This is a genomic window from Agrobacterium tumefaciens (assembly GCF_009649785.1).
Lineage (GTDB): Bacteria > Pseudomonadota > Alphaproteobacteria > Rhizobiales > Rhizobiaceae > Agrobacterium > Agrobacterium tumefaciens.
Map to the genome: position 1 here is coordinate 26868 of NZ_WJOK01000006.1, position 18819 is coordinate 45686.

The window sequence follows — 18819 nt, forward strand, 5'->3', positions numbered from 1 at the left end:
CATGGCGGCTACGGTTGTCGGCACAGGCGGGGTATCTGTTCCCGTCGATCCACCCATGGACAAGCGCAGGCTCATCGCGTTCTTCGCGATGGTCTTCGGCATGTTCATGTCCATTCTCGATATTCAGATCGTCTCCGCCTCGCTTGCGGAAATCCAGGCAGGTCTCGGGGCGGGCTCCGACGAGATCGCCTGGGTGCAGACATCCTATCTGATCGCAGAAGTCATCATGATCCCTCTGTCGGGCACGCTGGCGCGCATCCTGTCCACGCGCGTGCTGTTTGCCACCTGCGCCGCCGGCTTCACCCTGTCGAGCGCGCTCTGCGCCACTGCGACCAATATCGACCAGATGATCGTCTACCGGGCGATCCAGGGCTTTATCGGCGGCGGCATGATCCCGTCGGTCTTTGCGGCCGCCTTCACCATTTTCCCGCCCTCCAAGCGTTCGGTCGTCTCGCCGATTATCGGTCTCGTCGCCACGCTTGCGCCCACCATCGGTCCCACGGTCGGCGGTTATCTTTCCAATGCCTTCTCTTGGCACTGGCTGTTCCTCGTCAACATCATTCCCGGCATCATCGTCACCATCCTGACATGGAGCCTGATCGATTTCGACAAGCCTGAAACCTCGCTCTGGAAGAAGTTCGACTGGTGGGGGCTGATCTCCATGGCCGTCTTCCTCGGCTCTCTGGAATACGTGCTGGAAGAGGGCAACAACAAGGACTGGTTCAACGACGAGCATATCGTCATCGGTTCGGTGGCCATGGTCATCGGTGCGGTGGTGTTCTTCTGGCGTGCCTTCAAGGTGGACTTCCCCGTTGTGGACATCCGCGCCTTTGCGGACCGAAATTTTTCCATCGGCTCGCTGTTTTCCTTCGTGATGGGCATAGGGCTTTACGGGCTGACCTATCTCTACCCGCTCTATCTCGGTCGCGTGCGCGGTTACGATGCGCTGATGATCGGCGAGACCATGTTCGTTTCCGGTCTTGCCATGTTCTTCACCGCGCCGATTGCCGGCAAGGTGTCCACCAAGCTCGATCCGCGCATCATGATGGCCATCGGCTTCATCAGCTTCGGTTGCGGCACGTGGATCATGACGCATGTGACCACCGACTGGGATTTCTACGAGCTGCTGATTCCGCAGGTCCTGCGCGGTTTCGGACTGATGATGTGCATGGTGCCGATCAACAACATCGCGCTCGGCACGCTTCCGCCCGCGCGCATCCGCAATGCCTCGGGCCTGTTCAACCTCACCCGCAACCTCGGCGGCGCGGTTGGCCTTGCCGTCATCAACACCCTGCTGTCGCAGCGCACCGACGATCATTATGTGCGGCTGGCGGAACATGTCAGCTATTCCAATCCACAGGCGCTGGAGTGGCTGAACAATGTCGGCGCGAACTATGATTCCTACGGGCTGGACGGTGCTTCGGTCGCGATCAAGAAGCTGGTCGGCATGGTCTCGCAGCAGGCGTGGATACTCGCCTTTGCGGATGTGTTCTTCGCGCTGACGCTGCTGTTCGGCAGCCTGATCTTCATGACCGTGCTGATCCAGAAACCCAAGGCGGCGCCGCCACCAGACGCGGCGCACTGAACAAAATCCCCTCCCATCCACCGCAGAGCTGGGGCCGTCGGAAATGACGGCCCCTTTTTTGTCTGGTTGCGATACTTTTCCTTCATGCCGGTCTTGAGCCGGTATCCAGTAAGCCCAAGTCCTTGGCCCAGGGCTAAAATGACGAAAGTTGTTGGTCAGCTCTGATAGTCTGCAGCCTGTTGATTTTATCGACGTGCCTAAATCCTTCGGAAAAGCCGAGGGATGACGCCGGGCAAAGGCGCGCACCCGTAGTTCAAAGGTAGAAATAAAGTGAAATCATCATCTTGCTGAAAATGTGAGGTACGTACATCATTTTTCGGTTTACGACGGCGGCAAAGCTGGATATTCAAATGGCACGGGAGGAAACATGAAGCCAACAGTTCACGATATCGCCGAGCGGGCGGGTGTCAGCCTTGCCACCATCGACCGGGTGCTGAACATGCGCCCCGGCGTTCACGCCGCTACTCGAGCGCGGGTAGAGGCGGCGATTGCCGAGCTTGGTTATGTGCGCGATATCGCCGCCGCCAATTTGGCCAAAGGTCGCAATTATTCACTGGTCTTCATCCTTCCCGGCAACGACAATTCCTTCATGGCGACGCTGCGAGCCGAAGTTCGTGCCGCAGCCGCCCGCGCCCATCTGGAGCGCACGGCGATCCGCGTTATAGAGGTGCCGCCTTTCAATGCCGCGGCACTGACGGAGGCGCTGGAAGTCGCGCGGCGGGAAAAGCCGTCGGGCGTCGCCTTCGTCGCCACCGATTCTGAGGATGTTGCCGAAGCCGCAGACCGGCTGGCCGAAGATGGCATCGCCACCGTCACGCTGGTTTCCGATCTCTCCGGTTCGCGCCGCGACCATTATGCCGGCGTCGACAACGTTGCGGCCGGGCGCACGGCGGCTAGTCTCATGGGGCGCTTCCTGTCCGGGCGCGGCGGCGATATTGCGGTCGTTGCCGGCTCCATGCTGGTGCGCGACCATCGCGAACGCCTGGACGGCTTCCGCTCCGTCATCGAAAGCGAATTTCCGGACCTGCGACTATTGCCGGTCCTCGAAGGCCGGGACGATCCCGTCACCGTCGAGGCGCTGGTCACCAAGGCGCTTGCGAGCGACGCGCTGTCCGGCATCTACAGTCTCGGCGCCGGTAATCGTGGCCTCATCCGGGCGCTCAGAGCGTCATCGGGCGAAAGGTCGCCATCCGTCATCGCCCATGAGCTCACCGAAAACACGGCCAATGCGCTGCGGGAAGGCGTGCTCGATGCCGTGCTCAACCAGGATGCAGGGCATGAGGTGCGCAGCGCCATTCGCGTGTTGAAAGCGCGCGCGGATGGTCTCGCTGTCATCGCCGCGCAGGAGCGTATCCGTATCGACATATTCCTCAGGGACAATCTGCCCTGAGGAGAGCATTTCCAGGAAAAGTGGCCGCCGGTTTTCCGTCCGGAAATGCGGTGACCCTTAAAACCGCTGAAGTGGCGCAAGGAGCGCCGGAATGGAGAATTACATGTATCTCGGTCTCGATCTTGGAACATCCGGTGTCAAAGCCCTGCTGATGGACGGCGATCAGAAGATCGTCGGCTCGGCCAACGGCTCGCTGGAGGTCTCGCGCCCGCATCACGGCTGGTCGGAACAGGAGCCGGCGGACTGGATCGCCGCCACGAGAACCGCAGTCGAAGGTCTGAAGCAGAAGTTTGCGAAGGAACTCGCTGCCGTGAAAGGTATCGGCCTTTCCGGCCAGATGCATGGCGCGACGCTGATAGACGCGAGCGGCAATGTGCTGCGGCCGTGCATTCTGTGGAACGACACGCGCTCCTATGCCGAGGCTGCCGAACTCGATGCCGATCCGCGCTTCCGCAAGATCACCGGCAACATCGTATTCCCAGGCTTTACCGCACCGAAACTGGCCTGGGTCGCGAAGAACGAACCTGAAATCTTCGCGAAGGTGGCCAAGGTACTGCTGCCGAAGGATTACCTGCGACTGTGGCTGACGGGTGAATATATCTCGGAAATGTCGGATTCCGCCGGCACATCGTGGCTGGATACCGGTGCACGCAAATGGTCTGCCGATCTTCTGGCGGCGACCGGACTTCAAGAAAAACACATGCCGTCGCTGGTCGAAGGCACCGAGGAGGCAGGTGTGCTGCGTGCCGAGCTCGCCTCCCAATGGGGCATTGCGGGTAAGGCCGTGGTGGCCGGCGGCGCGGGTGACAATGCCGCTTCCGCATGCGGCATGGGCACGGTGAAAGAGGGCCACGCGTTCGTTTCGCTCGGCACTTCCGGCGTGTTGTTTGCCGCCAACGCCTCCTATCTGCCGAAGCCGGAAAGCGCCGTACACGCGTTCTGCCACGCGCTTCCCAACACATGGCACCAGATGGGCGTCATCCTGTCCGCTACCGATGCACTCAACTGGTATTCGCGCGTCACCGGCAAGTCCGCAGCCGAACTGACGGGTGAACTGGGCGACGAGCTTCTGGCGCCGAGCGGCGTCACTTTCGCACCCTATCTTTCCGGCGAGCGCACGCCGCATAACGATGCCGCCATTCGCGGCTCTTTCATTGGCCTTTCGCATGAAAGTGACCGCAGGGCGCTGACACAGGCTGTGCTGGAAGGCGTGACTTTCGCCATCCGTGACAATCTCGAAGCGCTGAAGTCGGCCGGCACCTCCATTTCCCGCGTCACCGCCATCGGCGGCGGTTCGCGCTCGGCCTATTGGCTGGCCTCGATCGCGACTTCGCTCGGTGTGCCCGTGGATATTCCGGCCGAGGGCGATTTCGGCGCCGCTTTCGGCGCCGCCCGCCTCGGTCTCATCGCTGCAACAGGTGCAGATCCGGTTGCAGTCTGCACGCAGCCGGAAACGGCGCGGACGATCGAGCCGGTGGTGGCGCTTGGCGATGCTTATGAGGAGGCTTACCAGCGGTATCACGCGCTTTATCCCGCCATTCGGCCGCTTTCGCATTGAGGTTTTGCGTGCGCCGTTCACCCCTCTCTGCCCTGCCGTGCATCTCCCCCACAATGGGGGGAGATCGACAAGCGGCTAGGTCACGTCCTCCTGTGAGGTCGCGATCGAAGCGGTTGAGCGCAACTTGCTGATCTCCCTCCTTGTGGGGGAGATGTCCGGCACGACAGAGGGGGTAAGCGGCCCGCGCAGACCTCGAATTTTTGAACACCACCTAAACCCACCCCAGAGGAGGAACCATCCAATGAGCACAGGCTTCTTCGGCGATATCGCCAAGATCAAATATGAAGGCCCCGACAGCACCAACCCGCTCGCCTTCCGCCATTACAACCCCGACGAGATCGTTGCCGGAAAGCGTATGGAAGATCACCTGCGCTTTGCCGTGGCTTACTGGCACACCTTCACCTGGCCGGGCGGCGACCCATTCGGTGGGCAGACGTTCCAGCGTCCGTGGTTTGAAGACACCATGCAGGCCGCCAAGCTGAAGGCCGATGTCGCCTTTGAATTCTTCTCGCTGCTCGGTTCGCCGTTCTATTGCTTCCACGACGCCGATGTGCGCCCGGAAGGCAGGAACTTTGCCGAAAACACCAGGAACCTCAACGAGATCGTCGACTACTTCGCGCAGAAGCAGGCTGATACCGGCGTAAAGCTTCTGTGGGGCACGGCGAACCTGTTCTCCAACCGCCGCTTCATGTCGGGTGCCGCGACCAATCCGGACCCGGATGTCTTCGCATTCTCGGCTGCGACGGTGAAGACCTGCATGGATGCCACCAAAAAGCTCGGCGGCGCCAATTACGTGCTATGGGGCGGTCGTGAAGGTTACGAAACGCTGCTCAACACCGATCTTTCGCGCGAGCTGGACCAGCTCGGCCGCTTCCTCAATCTGGTTGTGGAATACAAATACAAGATCGGTTTCGAAGGCACGATCCTGATCGAGCCAAAGCCGCAGGAGCCGACCAAGCACCAGTACGACTACGACGTCGCAACCGTTTATGCGTTCCTGCAGAAGAACGGTCTCGAGAAGGAAGTGAAGGTCAATATCGAGCAGGGTCACGCCATCCTCGCCGGCCATTCCTTCGAACACGAACTGGCCATGGCCAATGCCTTCGGCATTTTCGGCTCCATCGACATGAACCGCAACGATTACCAGTCTGGCTGGGATACCGACCAGTTCCCCAACAACGTACCTGAAATGGCGCTGGCCTATTACCACGTGCTGGCCGGCGGCGGCTTCACCAATGGCGGCACCAACTTCGATTCCAAGCTGCGTCGCCAGTCGCTCGATCCGCAGGACCTGCTGATCGGCCATATCGGCGGCATGGATTGCTGCGCCCGCGGCTTGAAGGCGGCGGCGAAGATGATCGAGGACGGCGCGCTGTCGAAGCCGCTTTCGGAGCGTTACGCGAAGTGGGACGCACCTGAAGCCCAGAAGATGTTGCGCGGCGAGCTGAAGCTCGAAGAAATCGCAGCGCTGGTCGAGCGCCAGGATATCAACCCCGAGCCGAAGTCCGGTCGTCAGGAATATCTGGAGAACGTCGTCAATCGTTACGTTTGACGGACTGGTACGTTCATAAACAAAGGACGGGGGAGCATCCCCCGTCTATTGGCTGGTTAAAGCCGCAAACCTCTCCTCCGTCATCCTCGCGACATGCCCGAGGATGACGTCGTATCTGCGGTGTACGGCACCGTTCGGTCTCCGGGCCCGATGGTGCAGATAACATTCCATAAAATGAGACTAAGAAGGCTGCGATAGCCGGATTAAGGGGGCATGCTCGCCGTCTGCTGCCAAAGGCGAGAACATTTCCGCGCCACCCCTCCTTTCTTTCCAGTCACTTACCGCAAAACCTTTCCCCGCATGTTCCCACCCGTCCATTTTGCTGCATCATTTCCCTGCAACCGGAACGGAAGGGCGATACGCGCGGCGCCTTTCGCGGACCGGCTGCCGGCATCGACAAGCGTGGTTCTGGCAAACCGCGTTCCGGAAAGGCGTCCCGCAATTGCCAGTAGCGGGAAGGGCCGATCCGGTAGGTGTCGTGAAAAGGCTGTCACAGATCGACCGGCATTCCGGTCGAACAAGGCGCGGCCCGGCAGATGCAAGACTTTCCACCACACTCAACTCCCATCCGCATTTGCCGGGCTGTCGTTCTCCCGCTGCCGGGAAACCGTTGCGGCGACTTTCGTGTACCTAAAGCGCTTTGGATATCTTAACCGCGCTGCTGAAACGTTGCAGATTTTGCGTGCCTGCGGCTGTACCTCATTGCTGACTTGGTCTAAACCGCTCTCCATCTTTTGACGCTCGATGGATGACGAAAGGGCCTATCCGATGACCGATCACAAAGCGCTTGCAGCCCGTTTCCCCGGCGATTTCCTGTTCGGCGTGGCGACCGCCTCGTTCCAGATCGAGGGTGCCACCAAGGTTGACGGTCGCAAGCCATCCATCTGGGATGCCTTCTGCAACATGCCGGGCCATGTCTTCGGGCGCCACAATGGCGACGTTGCCTGCGATCACTATAATCGCTGGGAGGATGATCTCGATCTGATCAAGGAAATGGGTGTCGAAGCCTATCGTTTCTCCATTGCCTGGCCGCGCATCATTCCCGATGGATTCGGCCCGATCAACGAGAAGGGGCTGGATTTCTACGACCGCCTCGTCGATGGCTGCAAGGCGCGCGGCATAAAAACCTATGCGACGCTTTACCATTGGGACCTGCCGCTGACACTGATGGGCGACGGCGGCTGGGCCTCGCGTTCCACCGCCCATGCCTTCCAGCGTTACGCCAAGACCGTCATGGCACGGCTGGGCGACCGGCTGGATGCGGTGGCGACCTTCAATGAACCCTGGTGTGCGGTTTGGCTCAGCCATCTCTATGGCATTCATGCGCCGGGCGAGCGCAACATGGATGCAGCCCTTGCGGCCATGCACCACATCAACCTTGCCCATGGTTTCGGCGTCGAGGCGTCCCGCCATGTTGCGCCCAAGGTGCCGGTCGGACTGGTGCTGAACGCCCATTCCGTCATCCCGGCCTCCAATAGCGACGCCGACCTGAAGGCAGCTGAACGGGCATTCCAGTTCCACAACGGCGCGTTTTTCGATCCGGTCTTCAAGGGCGAATATCCGGCGGAGATGATGGAGGCCCTGGGCAGCCGCATGCCGGTGGTGGAGGCGGAAGACCTGTCCATCATCAGCCAGAAGCTCGACTGGTGGGGCCTGAATTATTATACACCGATGCGCGTTGCCGACGACGCCACCGAAGGTGCGGAATTCCCTGCCACCAAACCAGCCCCGGCCGTCAGCGATGTCAAAACCGATATCGGCTGGGAAGTCTATGCGCCGGCGCTGCACTCGCTGGTGGAGACGCTCTACGAGCGCTACGAGCTGCCCGATTGCTACATCACCGAAAATGGCGCTTGCTACAATATGGGTGTCGAAAACGGCGAGGTGGATGATCAACCCCGTCTTGACTATTACGCCGAACATCTTGGTATCGTTGCTGATCTGGTGAAGGACGGTTACCCCATGCGGGGTTACTTCGCCTGGAGCCTGATGGACAATTTCGAATGGGCGGAAGGTTACCGCATGCGCTTTGGCCTCGTGCACGTGGATTACGAAACGCAGGTTCGTACGTTGAAGAACAGCGGCAAATGGTACAGCGCGCTGGCATCGGGTTTTCCGAAGGGGAACCACGGTGTGATGAAGGGGTGAGGCTTTCTCCCTCATCCCTGTGCTTGTCACAGGGATCCAGCCAGCCCAAGTCCTTGGGCTGGGATGAGTATTTCCGCCACGCAGACGCGTGTCGGCCGGATTCCTGTGACAAGCACAGGAATGAGGGTGGAGAGGCTGGCTCGTGTGTGAACTTTACCTGCCGTATTCCTCACCAGGAAAGTACACGATAGCTCTCCCCAATAAAGTTCTTCCACCTTACTATCAGTTTTCCAAACTTTTTTGCCAGTTACCCGGCAGTGCCTGCTTGCGCCTGCCATCCTGTCTCCTATGTCAGGCAGGCTACGCAGACGTAGCGCCTGCTGCTGCCTCATCCGGAGCGGTGCGGGCTGGTCCTCCCAGGGAAAACGAACATGCTTATCGAAAAACTCAACTGGCGTTATGCCACCAAGAAAATGGATCCTTCCAAGACTGTTGCGGAAGACAAGGTCGAGCGCATCGTCGAAGCCGCCCGGCTGGCGCCCACTTCCAGCGGGTTGCAGCCGTTCGAAGTCATCGTCGTTACCGATCCGGAAGTGCGCGCAAAGATCCGCGAGATCGCCTGGAACCAGGCGCAGGTGACTGAAGGTTCGCATCTTCTGGTGTTTGCGGCGTGGGATAACTACACGCAAGAGCGGATCAACCATATGTTCGATCTGGTCAACGAAGAGCGTGGCGTCAAGAACGAGGGCTGGGAAGCGTATCGTCAGAAGCTTCTCTCCTCCTATCCGCAGCGTGATGAGCAGGTGAATTTCGAACACGCAGCCCGTCAGGCGTATATTGGTTTCGGCATGGCGGTGGCGCAGGCTGCTTTCGAGGGTGTGGATTCCACACCGATGGAAGGTTTCGATCCGGCCAAGCTGGATGAAATCCTCGGCCTGCGTGAAAAGGGCCTGCGCTCCGTCACCATCCTGCCGCTCGGATACCGCGAGCCGGAAGGCGACTGGCTGGTGAACCTGAAGAAGGTCCGCCGCCCGCTTGAGGAATTCGTCAGCCGCGTCTGATTTTCACGCACTCGCGAAGTCTTGACTGCCGCAGGGCTGCACAGACGGCTTTGCGGTAGATTTTTTCTCTGATTTCAGATAATTGAAAAATCATCCCTGTTAAAAGATGGCGCCTGCGGGCAAGTATGCGCCATCGAATTGCCGATCCCCGGCATTTCTGAGTGAAAGCCTGACGAAATGACCCGGAAAATCAGCTGTCATCGAATGTGCCGGAAGGCTGCATGAAGAGAGCGGTTCAGCACCGCAACAGGATTTTTTGAGACCCGATCCGTCAAGAGTTTTCGCAGAGTTCCCAATGAGTTTTTCATCCAACGCGACATCGCTCGCGCGCGCACCGCAGACTGCCAAGGACGCGATGGTCACGTTTGAAGGCGTGACCAAGACCTTTGGCGGCAGCGATGGCAAGCCGGGCTTCGCAGCCCTCGCCGGCATTGATTATGTCGTGCCGAAGGGTTCCATCACCGGCATCATCGGCCGCTCTGGTGCCGGCAAATCCACCCTCATCCGCCTCGCCAACGGCCTTGAAAAACCGTCGTCCGGCCGGGTGGTCGTCGACGGCGTCGATGTTGCCGCCCTTGATGAGAAGAGTCTGAGGACCCTTCGCCGTTCCGTCGGCATGATCTTCCAGCACTTCAATCTCCTGTCGTCGCGCACCGCTTTCGACAATGTGGCGCTGCCGCTAGAAATTGCCGGTCTCGGTAAAAAAGAGATCGAAACGCGGGTAACGCCGCTGCTCGAACTCGTCGGCCTTTCCGACAAGGCGAAGCGTTATCCGGCGGAACTGTCGGGTGGGCAGAAGCAGCGTGTCGGCATCGCCCGCGCGCTTGCGACGCAACCCAAGCTGCTGTTGTCGGACGAGGCGACGTCCGCGCTCGATCCGGAGACGACCCAGTCCATCCTTGAACTCCTGAAGCGGATCAATGCCGAACTTGGGCTGACAGTGCTGCTCATCACCCACGAGATGGAGGTGGTGAAGACCATCGCCTCGCAGGTCGCCGTCATCGACAGGGGCCTGATCGTGGAGGAGGGGCGCACCTTCGATATTTTCACCGCGCCGAAACACGAGACGACCCGCAGCCTGCTGTCGTCCTCGGTCGGGGTTAAGCTGCCGCACTGGGTTACATCAGGGTTGAAGCCGGAAGCCGCGGAAGGTGACCGCGTTCTCGTGCGGCTGGTGTTCTTCGGCGAAGCGGCATTCCAGCCGCTGACCGCGCGTCTTGTTGCGGAAATCGGTCCTGACGTGAACATCCTTGCCGGCACCATCGAGGAAATTTCCGGCGAACCATTCGGCTCGCTGGTTGTGTCCTATCCGGCCACGGCGGAAACCACCGCCCGCGCCGGCCGCTTTTATACTGAGACCGGTCTTCACACGGAGGTGCTCGGTTATGTCGCCTGATATGCTTTTCAATCTTCTGTCGAAGGGTCTTCTGCAGACGCTGCACATGGTCGCGGTCGCCGGCATCGTCGGCTCCATCATCGGCGTGCCGATGGGCGTTTTCCTTGCCACCAGCGGCAAAGGCGAACTCTTCCCCGCGCCGATGACGAACCGCATCCTCGGCCTTGTCGTCAATGCGGCGCGCTCCACGCCCTTCATCATTCTGGTGGTGGCGATCATTCCCTTCACGCGGCTGGTCGCCGGCACCTCCATCGGCACCAGTGCGGCCATCGTGCCGCTGACGGTTGCCACCGTGCCTTTCATCGCGCGGCTGGTGGAAGCGGCGATCCGCGAGGTCGACAAGGGCCTGATCGAAGCGGCCCGCGCCATGGGCGCAACACCGTTGCAGATCGTCACCAAGGTCCTGCTTGCGGAAGCAAAGCCGGGCATCACGCTGGCGCTTACCCTCACCCTCGTCAGCCTCATCGGTTATTCGGCCATGGTCGGTGCTGTCGGCGGCGGCGGATTGGGTGATCTCGGCATTCGCTACGGCTACCAGCGCTTCATGCCTGACGTGATGCTGGTCGTGGTGCTGGTGCTGATCGTGCTCGTGCAGCTCGTGCAGAGCGCCGGCGACCGGCTTGCCCGCAGCTTCGACAAGCGCACCCGCAAGAACTGATAAAACCGTTCAAGAACAACAAACCCAAGAACAACAAACCCAAGGAGACATCCATGAAGAAAATCATCCTCGCGGCTTCGCTCGCCGCTCTCTTTACCGCCGGTCAGGCGCTGGCCGAAACCATCAAGATTGGTGTTACACCTGCCGAGCACGCGCAGATCATGGAACAGGTCAAGAAGATCGCCGCCGCCAAGGGACTGGACATCGATATCGTCGAGTTCTCCGACTACGTCGTGCCGAACCAGGCACTGGCAGACGGTGAGCTTCAGGCCAACTCCTTCCAGCACCAGCCTTACCTCGACAACCAGATCGCTGACCGCAAGTTCGATCTCGTCAGCGTCGGCACCACCATCACCACGCCGATGGGCGTTTATTCGAAGAAGGTGAAGAGCCTTGACGAGCTGAAGGACGGCGCGACGGTCGGTATTCCGAACGACCCGACCAATGGCGGCCGTGCGCTTCTCGTTCTCGCTTCCAAGGGTGTGCTCAAGGTCAAGGAAGAAGCCGGTCTGAAGGTAACGCCTGCCGACATCACCGAAAACCCGAAGAACATCCAGATCGTCGAACTTGACGCTGCGCAGTTGCCGCGCTCGCTGGATGACACCGACGCGTCGGTCATCAACACCAATTATGCTACGGCAGCAGGCCTGAACCCCAAGAAGGACGCCATCGCCATCGAAAGCGAAAAGTCCCCTTACGCAAACGTCATCGCCGTTCGTGCGCAGGACAAGGACAGGCCGTGGGTGAAGACGCTGGTGGAATCCTACCACAGCCCGGAAGTGAAGGCCTTCATTCTGGAGAAGTTCAACGGCACGGTCATTCCGTCCTGGTAATCAGGCCTGACACGATTGAAGTTGCAGCCTCTCCCGTTCGCGGGGGAGGTTTTTTGTTTGCGGGGCGAACGCATCCGCAGTTTTTATGAAAATCCCCCACCATTGTGGGGAGAATTTTTCTCTATTTCACCCATACTGTCGTTTTATACCCGTTGTTTTTTGTGGCGTCGCCACAATCCAACTTAACGGCTTTTGAATGTTTCCTTCGCAAGATGATGCTTTCGAAGGGGATTTTATGCGGATTGCGCCGCGAAACATTGGGGAATATTTGCCGGTCGGGCGTAGAACCGCCGTCGGCGTCGTATTGTCCACATTTGCGCTGGTGCTTCTCATTGTCACCGCGCTGGTCTTGTCTGCTCTGAGCCAGGTCAGGGAAAGGGCGAACTCGCTCGACAATGCCCGCTCGCGAGAGACAACGGCGGGCGCCCTTGTCACCTTCCGCGACCAGCTTGGCGCGACGCTGAACGACTACGCCGCCTGGGACGATGCCGCCGACTATGTCTACGCCCCCGACAGGTTCGACTGGGTGGCGAGCAATTATGGCGAGATGACGGTCAACAGCGATCTTTTCGATACCGCCGTCGTCCTCGACGAAGACGGCAAGGTCCGCATGGCCTACCAGAACGGCAAGCCGGTTGCCTGGAAGCCCCATGACTACTTTGCAGAAGGCCTCAAGGAGATGATCGAACGGGTGCGCTCCATGCGTCCCGGCATCGCGTCGCAGGTCACCGGTTTCGTGAAAACCCGCGACGGCGTCGCGGCTACGGGGGTCGCGCTGGTGCGGCTCAAATCCGGGGTCTTGCCTCCGGTCGGGTCCGAGCGGCGATATCTGATTTTCGCGCGTCATCTCAAACAGGCGACGGTAGACAAGCTGGCCCGCAACTACGTCATCGATGGTCTGCAACTGCAATATGGCGACGGACCGGCGACCAACCATGTGGATGTCGTCAATCCGCTTGGCGATGTGCTGGCGCGGCTCGTCTGGCGCTCCCAGCTGCCGGGGGACGTGAGCTTCCATGAGGCCCGGCCGGTCGTCTTCACGGCACTCGGCATTGCCGGAACGTTCTTTCTCGTACTTCTCATCATCGGTTCGGCGACGCTCGACCGGCTGAAGGCTGACGAAGCGGCGGCGAGGGAAGAGGCGCTGCGCGATCGTCTGAGCGGGCTCAGCAACCGCGCCGGGCTGTTTTCCAAGCTCAACCGCATGGTGGGCAAGGCCCGCCACGACAAGACCGATATCAAGCTGCTTTACCTCGATCTTGATGGTTTCAAGGAGATCAACGATTCCTACGGTCACGCTGCCGGCGATCGACTGATCAAGGGCGTTGCGGCGGCGCTCAGGGTGCTTGTGCCGGAAGATGCCGTGCTCGCGCGGCTCGGCGGCGACGAATTCGCCATCGCCATTCAGGGCAACGACGTGTGGTCGGAAGGCCGCAAGCTCTGCCAGGCGCTGCTCGAACTGTTCACCGAGCCGTTCAGCATCGGCGAGCGTGTGGCGAGCATCGGTTGCAGCATCGGCACTTCCGTCTCCAGAGCCGGTGATATCAACGGTGAGGAACTGCTGCGCCGCGCCGACATGGCCATGTATCAGGCCAAGGAAAACGGGCGTGGGCGTTACGTCGCCTACGAGCTGAAAATGGATGCGCTGCGCGAGGAAAAGCTGCAGCTTGAGGCCGATCTGCGTTATGCCATCCTGAATGACGAGATATCGGTGGTCTACCAGCCGGTCGTCAATGCCGCCACGCGCAGTATAACCGGGGTGGAGGCGCTTGCCCGCTGGCAAAGGCCGGGATACGGCTTCGTGCCGCCGGATATCTTCATCGCCGCTGCCGAAACCAGTGGCCTTATCGAGCGGCTCGGCCTGCTGGTGCTGCGCAAGGCCTGCGAGACGGCGGGTCAATGGCCCTCCATCAAGCTCTCGGTGAATATTTCACCCGTTCAGTTCCGCAATCCGGCCTTTTCCGGCAACGTGGCGGATATTCTCGCTGCCACGCAGACGCCAACCGCAAGGCTGCGGCTGGAAATGACCGAGGGCTATTTCATCCAGAATCCGGAGCGGGCAAGTGCGGCAATCGACAAGCTGAAACAGCTTGGCCTGCATATAGCGCTCGACGATTTCGGAGCCGGTTTCGCCAGCGTCGGATATCTGCGCCGCTTCGGTTTCGACCGCATGAAGATCGACCGGTCGCTGGTCATGGCGCTGGAGCAGGGTGGGCGGTCGCTGGAAATGTTGCAGGCAACCGTGGCGCTTGCGAAATCTCTCGATATTCCGGTTACGGCGGAGGGCGTCGAGACAGAAGAACAGGCGGCTATCCTGCATCTGTGTGGCTGTGACGAATTGCAGGGCTACCTGTTCTCAAAACCCGTCGCCGCTGAAGAGATTACCGCCATGCTGGAGGAGCAGACGGCGCCGCTGTTTGCGCTTCGGGCAGGGGCAAAAGGGTGATCCGCACTCCGTCACCCCGGACCTCAGCCGGGGGCCAGAGCGATCAAGTCGTTAATCGCGTAAGAGCCTTCTCACCGTGAAGACGTGCCGTGACTGGATGCCGATCCGCTTTAGCGCCCCAGATGGCGCTCGCCGCGCTTCTTTGCCAGTTCGATCTGCTGCTGCCGGTCGCGGAACCTCTGGCGGTCCTCTTCTGTCCGGTCGTCGTAACAGCTTGGGCAGGACACACCTTCCTCGAACAACGGGGATTGGCGCACCTGCGATGTGATCGGGTTGCGGCAGGCGTGGCAGAGCTTGTGATCGCCTTCGGCAAGACCGTGGACGACGGAGACGCGCTCGTCAAACACGAAGCAGGCGCCTTCCCACAGGCTCTCTTCTTCCGGCACCTCTTCCAGATATTTCAGGATGCCGCCCTTGAGGTGATAGACCTCATCGAACCCCTGTTCCTTCATGAAGGCGGTCGCCTTTTCGCAGCGGATGCCGCCGGTACAATACATGGCGATCTTCGGCTTGTTGTGCAGGCCGGGATTGTTCTTTACCCAGTCGGGAAACTCGCGGAAGGTCTTGGTCTTCGGGTCCACCGCGCCCTTGAAGAGACCGATCGCGGTCTCGTAGTCGTTGCGGGTGTCGATGACGATGGTGTCCGGGTCGGAGATCAGCGAGTTCCAGTCGCGCGGATCGACATAGGTGCCGACAATGCGGTTGGGATCGATATCCGGCACGCCCATGGTGACGATCTCTTTCTTGAGCTTCACCTTCATGCGCACGAAGGGCATGTTCGATGCCCGGCTTTCCTTATGTTCCAGCGCCGTAAATTCCGGCTGCGCACGCAGGAAGGCAAGTATGGCGCGCACACCCGCATCGGGCCCGGCAATGGTGCCATTGATGCCTTCCGCCGCCAGAAGCAGCGTGCCCTTGACGCCGTTTTCCCGGCAAAGCTGAAACAGCTCGTCGCGCAGGCTTTCAAACCGCGGCAGGCGGGCGAAATGATAAAGCGCAGCCACGAGAAAATCGCCAGTGGGGTGAGGGGCGGCTTCCGGGCGGGGGAGAATGGTGGTGTCGGTCATGGGCGCTGAAATACAGTGGCGGCGGTCGCAAATCAATATTTATCCGCCGCTGCCGGTATTTTGAAAATCGTCAAATTCTCAGTCTCTTCGGGCTTTCCGGTCTACTTCGCCGCCTGCCGCCATAAAAGGCCGACGATGCGGCTTTCGGTTCTGGCGGATTCGGAGAAGACTTCGTTTGCCAGCTCAAGGCCATCTCCGCGCAGCGCCTGCTGCCTCTGAATGATTGCATCGAGAAGCAGAGCCAGTCGCTCGCCATTGCCGAAACGCTCCGGTTCCCGGTCCGCAAAGGCTGCAAGGACCGAAAGATCGTGCTCGTGGCCGAGGATGTCGACCAGCCGCTTGGTGTCGGCCCGCTTGGCGCGCATGGCCGATGGCCAGAGGCGGCGCAGAAGGCCGAGATGCATCCAGTAGGCCTGGCCCGCCTTGCGCAATTCGTGGAAATGTTCGACGTCGGCCTGCTCATGGCAGTCGGCAAGTGCTTTACGCGCCCTCTTCCTCTGCTTCGCCCACCCGGTCTTCACCAGCCTTGTCACATCCTTAAGCTCGTCCGGCAGCGACACTGCCTTCAGCTTCTTGCGTGCTTCCTCGCAGCCGGCGATGGCGGCCGCAATGGCCTCGTCGAGACCTGCCTCATGTTCGATGGCGTGGTCGCGGCGCTTGCGCAGGACTGCCGCGATCGATCGCAGCGCCTTTCCTTGCGTCGTGGAGGCCGCGAAAGTCTCGAGATACTCCACCGTCTCCACGAGCGCCGTCGCTTCCCGCGCAAAAGCGAGCGAGCGGGCGATGTCGCGAAAGCGGGCGTTTTCCTCTCTGCTGAAATCGGGTGCTGCCCTGGCGATGAGGCGGTAGAGGGCGCGCAGCCGCTTGAACCGCTTGCGGGCATCGTGCACCGCCTCATGGCGCCCGGAAGGCTGGTCGCGAAGGCTGGTTATCGCCTCTTCGATCAGCTCCAGTCCCGCGCGGCGGATTTCATCGTCGAACGGTTTGTTCGGGTCAATCCTGAAGGGCATCCGCCAAGTCTCCGTGGGGACAGTCCATGGCGAGCGACTGGTTGGAGAAGCGACGGTCGCCCGTTACCTCCTTGCCAAGCCAGGAGGGCAGATCGGGGTTGGCGTTCTCGTCGTCCATCTCTACCTCCGCCACGATCAGCCCCTTGTATTTACCCTCGAAAACATCGACTTCCCAAGTGAATCCACCGTGATCAACCGTGTGGCGCATCTTCTCGATCACCACGCCGGGGGCGCTGGCCATCAATTCTTCCGCGTCATTCAGTGGAATGGAATATTCATATTCATCGCGGACGAGCGAACTCGCGCCGATCTTGATGGTCAGTGTCGCGTCAAGCCCGTTGACGATCCTGACCCGGACCGAACGATTTTCCAGCGAGGCGACATATGCCTGCCGGAAAGCCATGCTACGCGTCACTTCATTACGCCATTCATCGCCTGCAACCAGAAACTTCCGCTCGATTTCCTTGGCCATGCTGTCTCCGTAAACCGGTGCGCCAGATTATCGCATGAAGACGTCATAAAGAAGCGAATAGATTGAAGTATCTGGATAAAAATGGTCTTGCCATGCCTCGACATCAAGGCCGGGGCAGGCTAATCGATAAATCGGATTTCAATCGTTTCAATCGCGCAAGGGAGGCTTATCTTGGCCCAGGACTCCGAAAAACTGCTCTCCATCCTCAAGCTGCAGCCAGTCGTGCCGGTGCTGATCGTGGATGATGCCGCTTCCGCCGTGCCGCTCGCGCGCGCTCTGGTCGCAGGTGGCCTGAAGGCAATCGAGATCACCATGCGCACGCCGGCGGCACTCGATGCCATCCGTGCGGTTGCGGCGGAAGTGGAGGGCGCCCATGTCGGCGCTGGCACCATCCTCAACGCCAAAGATTTCGAGGCGGCCGCCGAAGCCGGTTCAACCTTCATCGTCAGCCCCGGCATCAACAAAAGCGTGCTGGAAGCTGCGCGCGCCTCCAACGTGCCGCTGCTTCCAGGGGCCGCCACGGCAAGCGAAGTCATGGCGCTGCGCGACGAAGGCTACAAGGTGCTGAAGTTCTTCCCGGCGGAACAGGCCGGTGGCGCGCCATACCTCAAGGCACTGTCCTCGCCGCTCGCCGGCACGGTGTTCTGCCCGACCGGCAGCGTCTCGCTGAAGAATGCCAATGACTATCTTTCCCTGCCGAACGTCGTCTGTGTCGGCGGTTCCTGGGTTGCTCCGCGCGAACTGGTGGCAACGGCTGACTGGGCCGGCATCACCAGGCTCGCTGCCGAAGCCGCAGCACTGCGCGGCTGATCTGCCACTTCTTCAAGCCCGTTCACGAAGGCGTGAGCGGGTTTGTCATTTGTATTCGTGCCATGGCTCCCTATCTTCCCGTGTAGACTTTACCCTCACAGGAGATTTTGATGTTCGACGCCAAGAAGCTTCTTGAACAATTCCTCGGCTCACAGGTGCCGGGCCTTTCGGGAAGCGTCCGTGACAGAGCCGGGCAGGCCGCCGATATCGCCAAGAACAATCCGATGAAGGCCGGTGCGCTTGCCGCCGCCATTCTGGGCACCAAGACCGGCCGCAAGCTCGCCGGCAATGTCGCCACCATCGGCGGCGTCGCGGCCATCGCCGGTCTCGGTTATCTCGCCTACAAGAATTATAAATCCGGGCAGGCACCTGAAGTAGCTCCAAAACCCGAGCCGGAGCTTCTCGCCCCGCCCGCCGATTCCGCCTTCCATCCGCAGTCCCCCGCCCTTTCCAACGATTTTGCGCTGAAACTCATCCAGGCAATGATTGCCGCTGCCAAGGCAGACGGCCATATCGACGAAAAAGAGCGCGCCAACATCATGGATAAGGTGCAGGTGTCCGGCCTCGACACGGAAGCCGAGCGGTTCCTCGAAAAGGAACTGGCCGATCCGCTGGATATCGACGCACTGGTGGCTGCTGCCCGCACAGAGGAGCAGAAGGTGGAAATCTACACCGCCTCGCGTCTTGCCATAGAGGCCGATACGCGGGCGGAGCGCGGTTATCTCGATCTGCTTGCCGGGCGGTTGGGGTTGCCCGATGCGCTGGTCGATCATATCGAGTCGACGGTGGTGGCGGCGAAGGTTTGAGGTTAGAAGAGGGGGGTGAACCACGCCCCCCTGCCGTATATGCACTGTTGTCATCCAGCCCCGCTTGGCCTAATCCTTCTCCCAGAC

15 protein-coding genes are annotated in these 18819 nt (G+C 60.3%); 12 read left to right on the forward strand and 3 right to left on the reverse strand.

Annotated features, from left to right (window positions below; genetic code table 11):
- Position 1: 1 nt before the first annotated feature.
- The 10 genes from GH784_RS08025 (at position 2) to GH784_RS08070 (ending at position 14567) form a co-directional block, all read left to right on the forward strand.
- Positions 2 to 1585, forward strand: a complete 1584-nt coding sequence (locus GH784_RS08025; RefSeq protein WP_013762324.1) for a DHA2 family efflux MFS transporter permease subunit — start codon at positions 2 to 4, stop codon at positions 1583 to 1585.
- Between the two features lie 367 nt (positions 1586 to 1952).
- Positions 1953 to 2975 (forward strand): LacI family DNA-binding transcriptional regulator, encoded by a 1023-nt coding sequence (locus tag GH784_RS08030; protein ID WP_013762325.1) that lies wholly within the window; start codon positions 1953 to 1955, stop codon positions 2973 to 2975.
- Between the two features lie 103 nt (positions 2976 to 3078).
- The gene (gene xylB / locus GH784_RS08035) at positions 3079 to 4533 is read left to right on the forward strand and encodes a xylulokinase (RefSeq protein ID WP_065703277.1); all 1455 of its coding nucleotides are present in this window, start codon (positions 3079 to 3081) and stop codon (positions 4531 to 4533) included.
- 241 nt (positions 4534 to 4774) lie between these two features.
- Entirely contained in the window at positions 4775 to 6085 is a 1311-nt protein-coding gene (gene xylA, locus GH784_RS08040; RefSeq protein WP_003516221.1) for a xylose isomerase, read from the forward strand.
- A gap of 768 nt (positions 6086 to 6853) precedes the next feature.
- The gene (locus tag GH784_RS08045; protein WP_065703337.1) at positions 6854 to 8233 is read left to right on the forward strand and encodes a GH1 family beta-glucosidase; all 1380 of its coding nucleotides are present in this window, start codon (positions 6854 to 6856) and stop codon (positions 8231 to 8233) included.
- A gap of 371 nt (positions 8234 to 8604) precedes the next feature.
- Positions 8605 to 9234: an NAD(P)H-dependent oxidoreductase gene (locus GH784_RS08050; RefSeq protein WP_003516226.1), complete on the forward strand. Its 630-nt coding sequence runs from the start codon at positions 8605 to 8607 to the stop codon at positions 9232 to 9234.
- A 295-nt stretch (positions 9235 to 9529) separates the two neighbouring features.
- Positions 9530 to 10630: a methionine ABC transporter ATP-binding protein gene (locus GH784_RS08055; protein ID WP_194842955.1), complete on the forward strand. Its 1101-nt coding sequence runs from the start codon at positions 9530 to 9532 to the stop codon at positions 10628 to 10630.
- The gene (locus tag GH784_RS08060; protein WP_003516230.1) at positions 10620 to 11288 is read left to right on the forward strand and encodes a methionine ABC transporter permease; all 669 of its coding nucleotides are present in this window, start codon (positions 10620 to 10622) and stop codon (positions 11286 to 11288) included. The genes GH784_RS08055 and GH784_RS08060 overlap by 11 nt, the downstream gene beginning before the upstream one ends.
- 53 nt (positions 11289 to 11341) lie before the next feature.
- Positions 11342 to 12121 carry a MetQ/NlpA family ABC transporter substrate-binding protein gene (locus GH784_RS08065; protein ID WP_065703279.1) on the forward strand — a complete coding sequence of 260 codons (780 nt, stop codon included), beginning with the start codon at positions 11342 to 11344 and terminating at the stop codon, positions 12119 to 12121.
- Between the two features lie 196 nt (positions 12122 to 12317).
- On the forward strand, positions 12318 to 14567 hold the full coding sequence (locus tag GH784_RS08070; protein ID WP_003516234.1) for a bifunctional diguanylate cyclase/phosphodiesterase: 2250 nt from the start codon (positions 12318 to 12320) through the stop codon (positions 14565 to 14567).
- 110 nt (positions 14568 to 14677) lie between these two features.
- Here GH784_RS08070 and trhO read toward each other — a convergent pair whose 3' ends face one another.
- From trhO to GH784_RS08085, 3 genes are all read right to left on the reverse strand, one after another.
- Positions 14678 to 15634, reverse strand: a complete 957-nt coding sequence (gene trhO, locus GH784_RS08075; RefSeq protein ID WP_026331042.1) for an oxygen-dependent tRNA uridine(34) hydroxylase TrhO — start codon at positions 15632 to 15634, stop codon at positions 14678 to 14680.
- 101 nt (positions 15635 to 15735) lie between these two features.
- On the reverse strand, positions 15736 to 16644 hold the full coding sequence (locus GH784_RS08080; protein WP_065703280.1) for a CHAD domain-containing protein: 909 nt from the start codon (positions 16642 to 16644) through the stop codon (positions 15736 to 15738).
- A complete protein-coding gene (locus GH784_RS08085; RefSeq protein WP_003516240.1) occupies positions 16628 to 17116 on the reverse strand; it encodes a CYTH domain-containing protein in 489 nt (162 codons plus the stop codon). The genes GH784_RS08080 and GH784_RS08085 overlap by 17 nt, the downstream gene beginning before the upstream one ends.
- Positions 17117 to 17287: 171 nt before the next feature.
- Here GH784_RS08085 and GH784_RS08090 point away from each other — a divergent pair, with 171 nt between their 5' ends.
- Positions 17288 to 17926, forward strand: coding sequence for a 2-dehydro-3-deoxy-phosphogluconate aldolase (locus GH784_RS08090; protein WP_003516242.1), 639 nt, complete (start codon positions 17288 to 17290; stop codon positions 17924 to 17926).
- Between the two features lie 110 nt (positions 17927 to 18036).
- Positions 18037 to 18732 carry a tellurite resistance TerB family protein gene (locus tag GH784_RS08095; protein WP_003516244.1) on the forward strand — a complete coding sequence of 232 codons (696 nt, stop codon included), beginning with the start codon at positions 18037 to 18039 and terminating at the stop codon, positions 18730 to 18732.
- The last annotated feature ends 87 nt before the right edge of the window (positions 18733 to 18819 follow it).

Bases quoted from the DNA above. Each gene is read 5' to 3' on its own strand.
- GH784_RS08085 (WP_003516240.1), bottom strand. From the start codon at position 17,116: ATGGCCAAGGAAATCGAGCGGAAGTTTCTGGTTGCAGGCGATGAATGG.
- GH784_RS08080 (WP_065703280.1), bottom strand. From the start codon at position 16,644: ATGCCCTTCAGGATTGACCCGAACAAACCGTTCGACGATGAAATCCGC.
- GH784_RS08065 (WP_065703279.1), top strand. From the start codon at position 11,342: ATGAAGAAAATCATCCTCGCGGCTTCGCTCGCCGCTCTCTTTACCGCC.
- GH784_RS08055 (WP_194842955.1), top strand. From the start codon at position 9,530: ATGAGTTTTTCATCCAACGCGACATCGCTCGCGCGCGCACCGCAGACT.
- xylA (WP_003516221.1), top strand. From the start codon at position 4,775: ATGAGCACAGGCTTCTTCGGCGATATCGCCAAGATCAAATATGAAGGC.
- xylB (WP_065703277.1), top strand. From the start codon at position 3,079: ATGTATCTCGGTCTCGATCTTGGAACATCCGGTGTCAAAGCCCTGCTG.
- GH784_RS08045 (WP_065703337.1), top strand. From the start codon at position 6,854: ATGACCGATCACAAAGCGCTTGCAGCCCGTTTCCCCGGCGATTTCCTG.
- GH784_RS08070 (WP_003516234.1), top strand. From the start codon at position 12,318: ATGTTTCCTTCGCAAGATGATGCTTTCGAAGGGGATTTTATGCGGATT.
- trhO (WP_026331042.1), bottom strand. From the start codon at position 15,634: ATGACCGACACCACCATTCTCCCCCGCCCGGAAGCCGCCCCTCACCCC.
- GH784_RS08050 (WP_003516226.1), top strand. From the start codon at position 8,605: ATGCTTATCGAAAAACTCAACTGGCGTTATGCCACCAAGAAAATGGAT.
- GH784_RS08025 (WP_013762324.1), top strand. From the start codon at position 2: ATGGCGGCTACGGTTGTCGGCACAGGCGGGGTATCTGTTCCCGTCGAT.
- GH784_RS08095 (WP_003516244.1), top strand. From the start codon at position 18,037: ATGTTCGACGCCAAGAAGCTTCTTGAACAATTCCTCGGCTCACAGGTG.
- GH784_RS08030 (WP_013762325.1), top strand. From the start codon at position 1,953: ATGAAGCCAACAGTTCACGATATCGCCGAGCGGGCGGGTGTCAGCCTT.
- GH784_RS08060 (WP_003516230.1), top strand. From the start codon at position 10,620: ATGTCGCCTGATATGCTTTTCAATCTTCTGTCGAAGGGTCTTCTGCAG.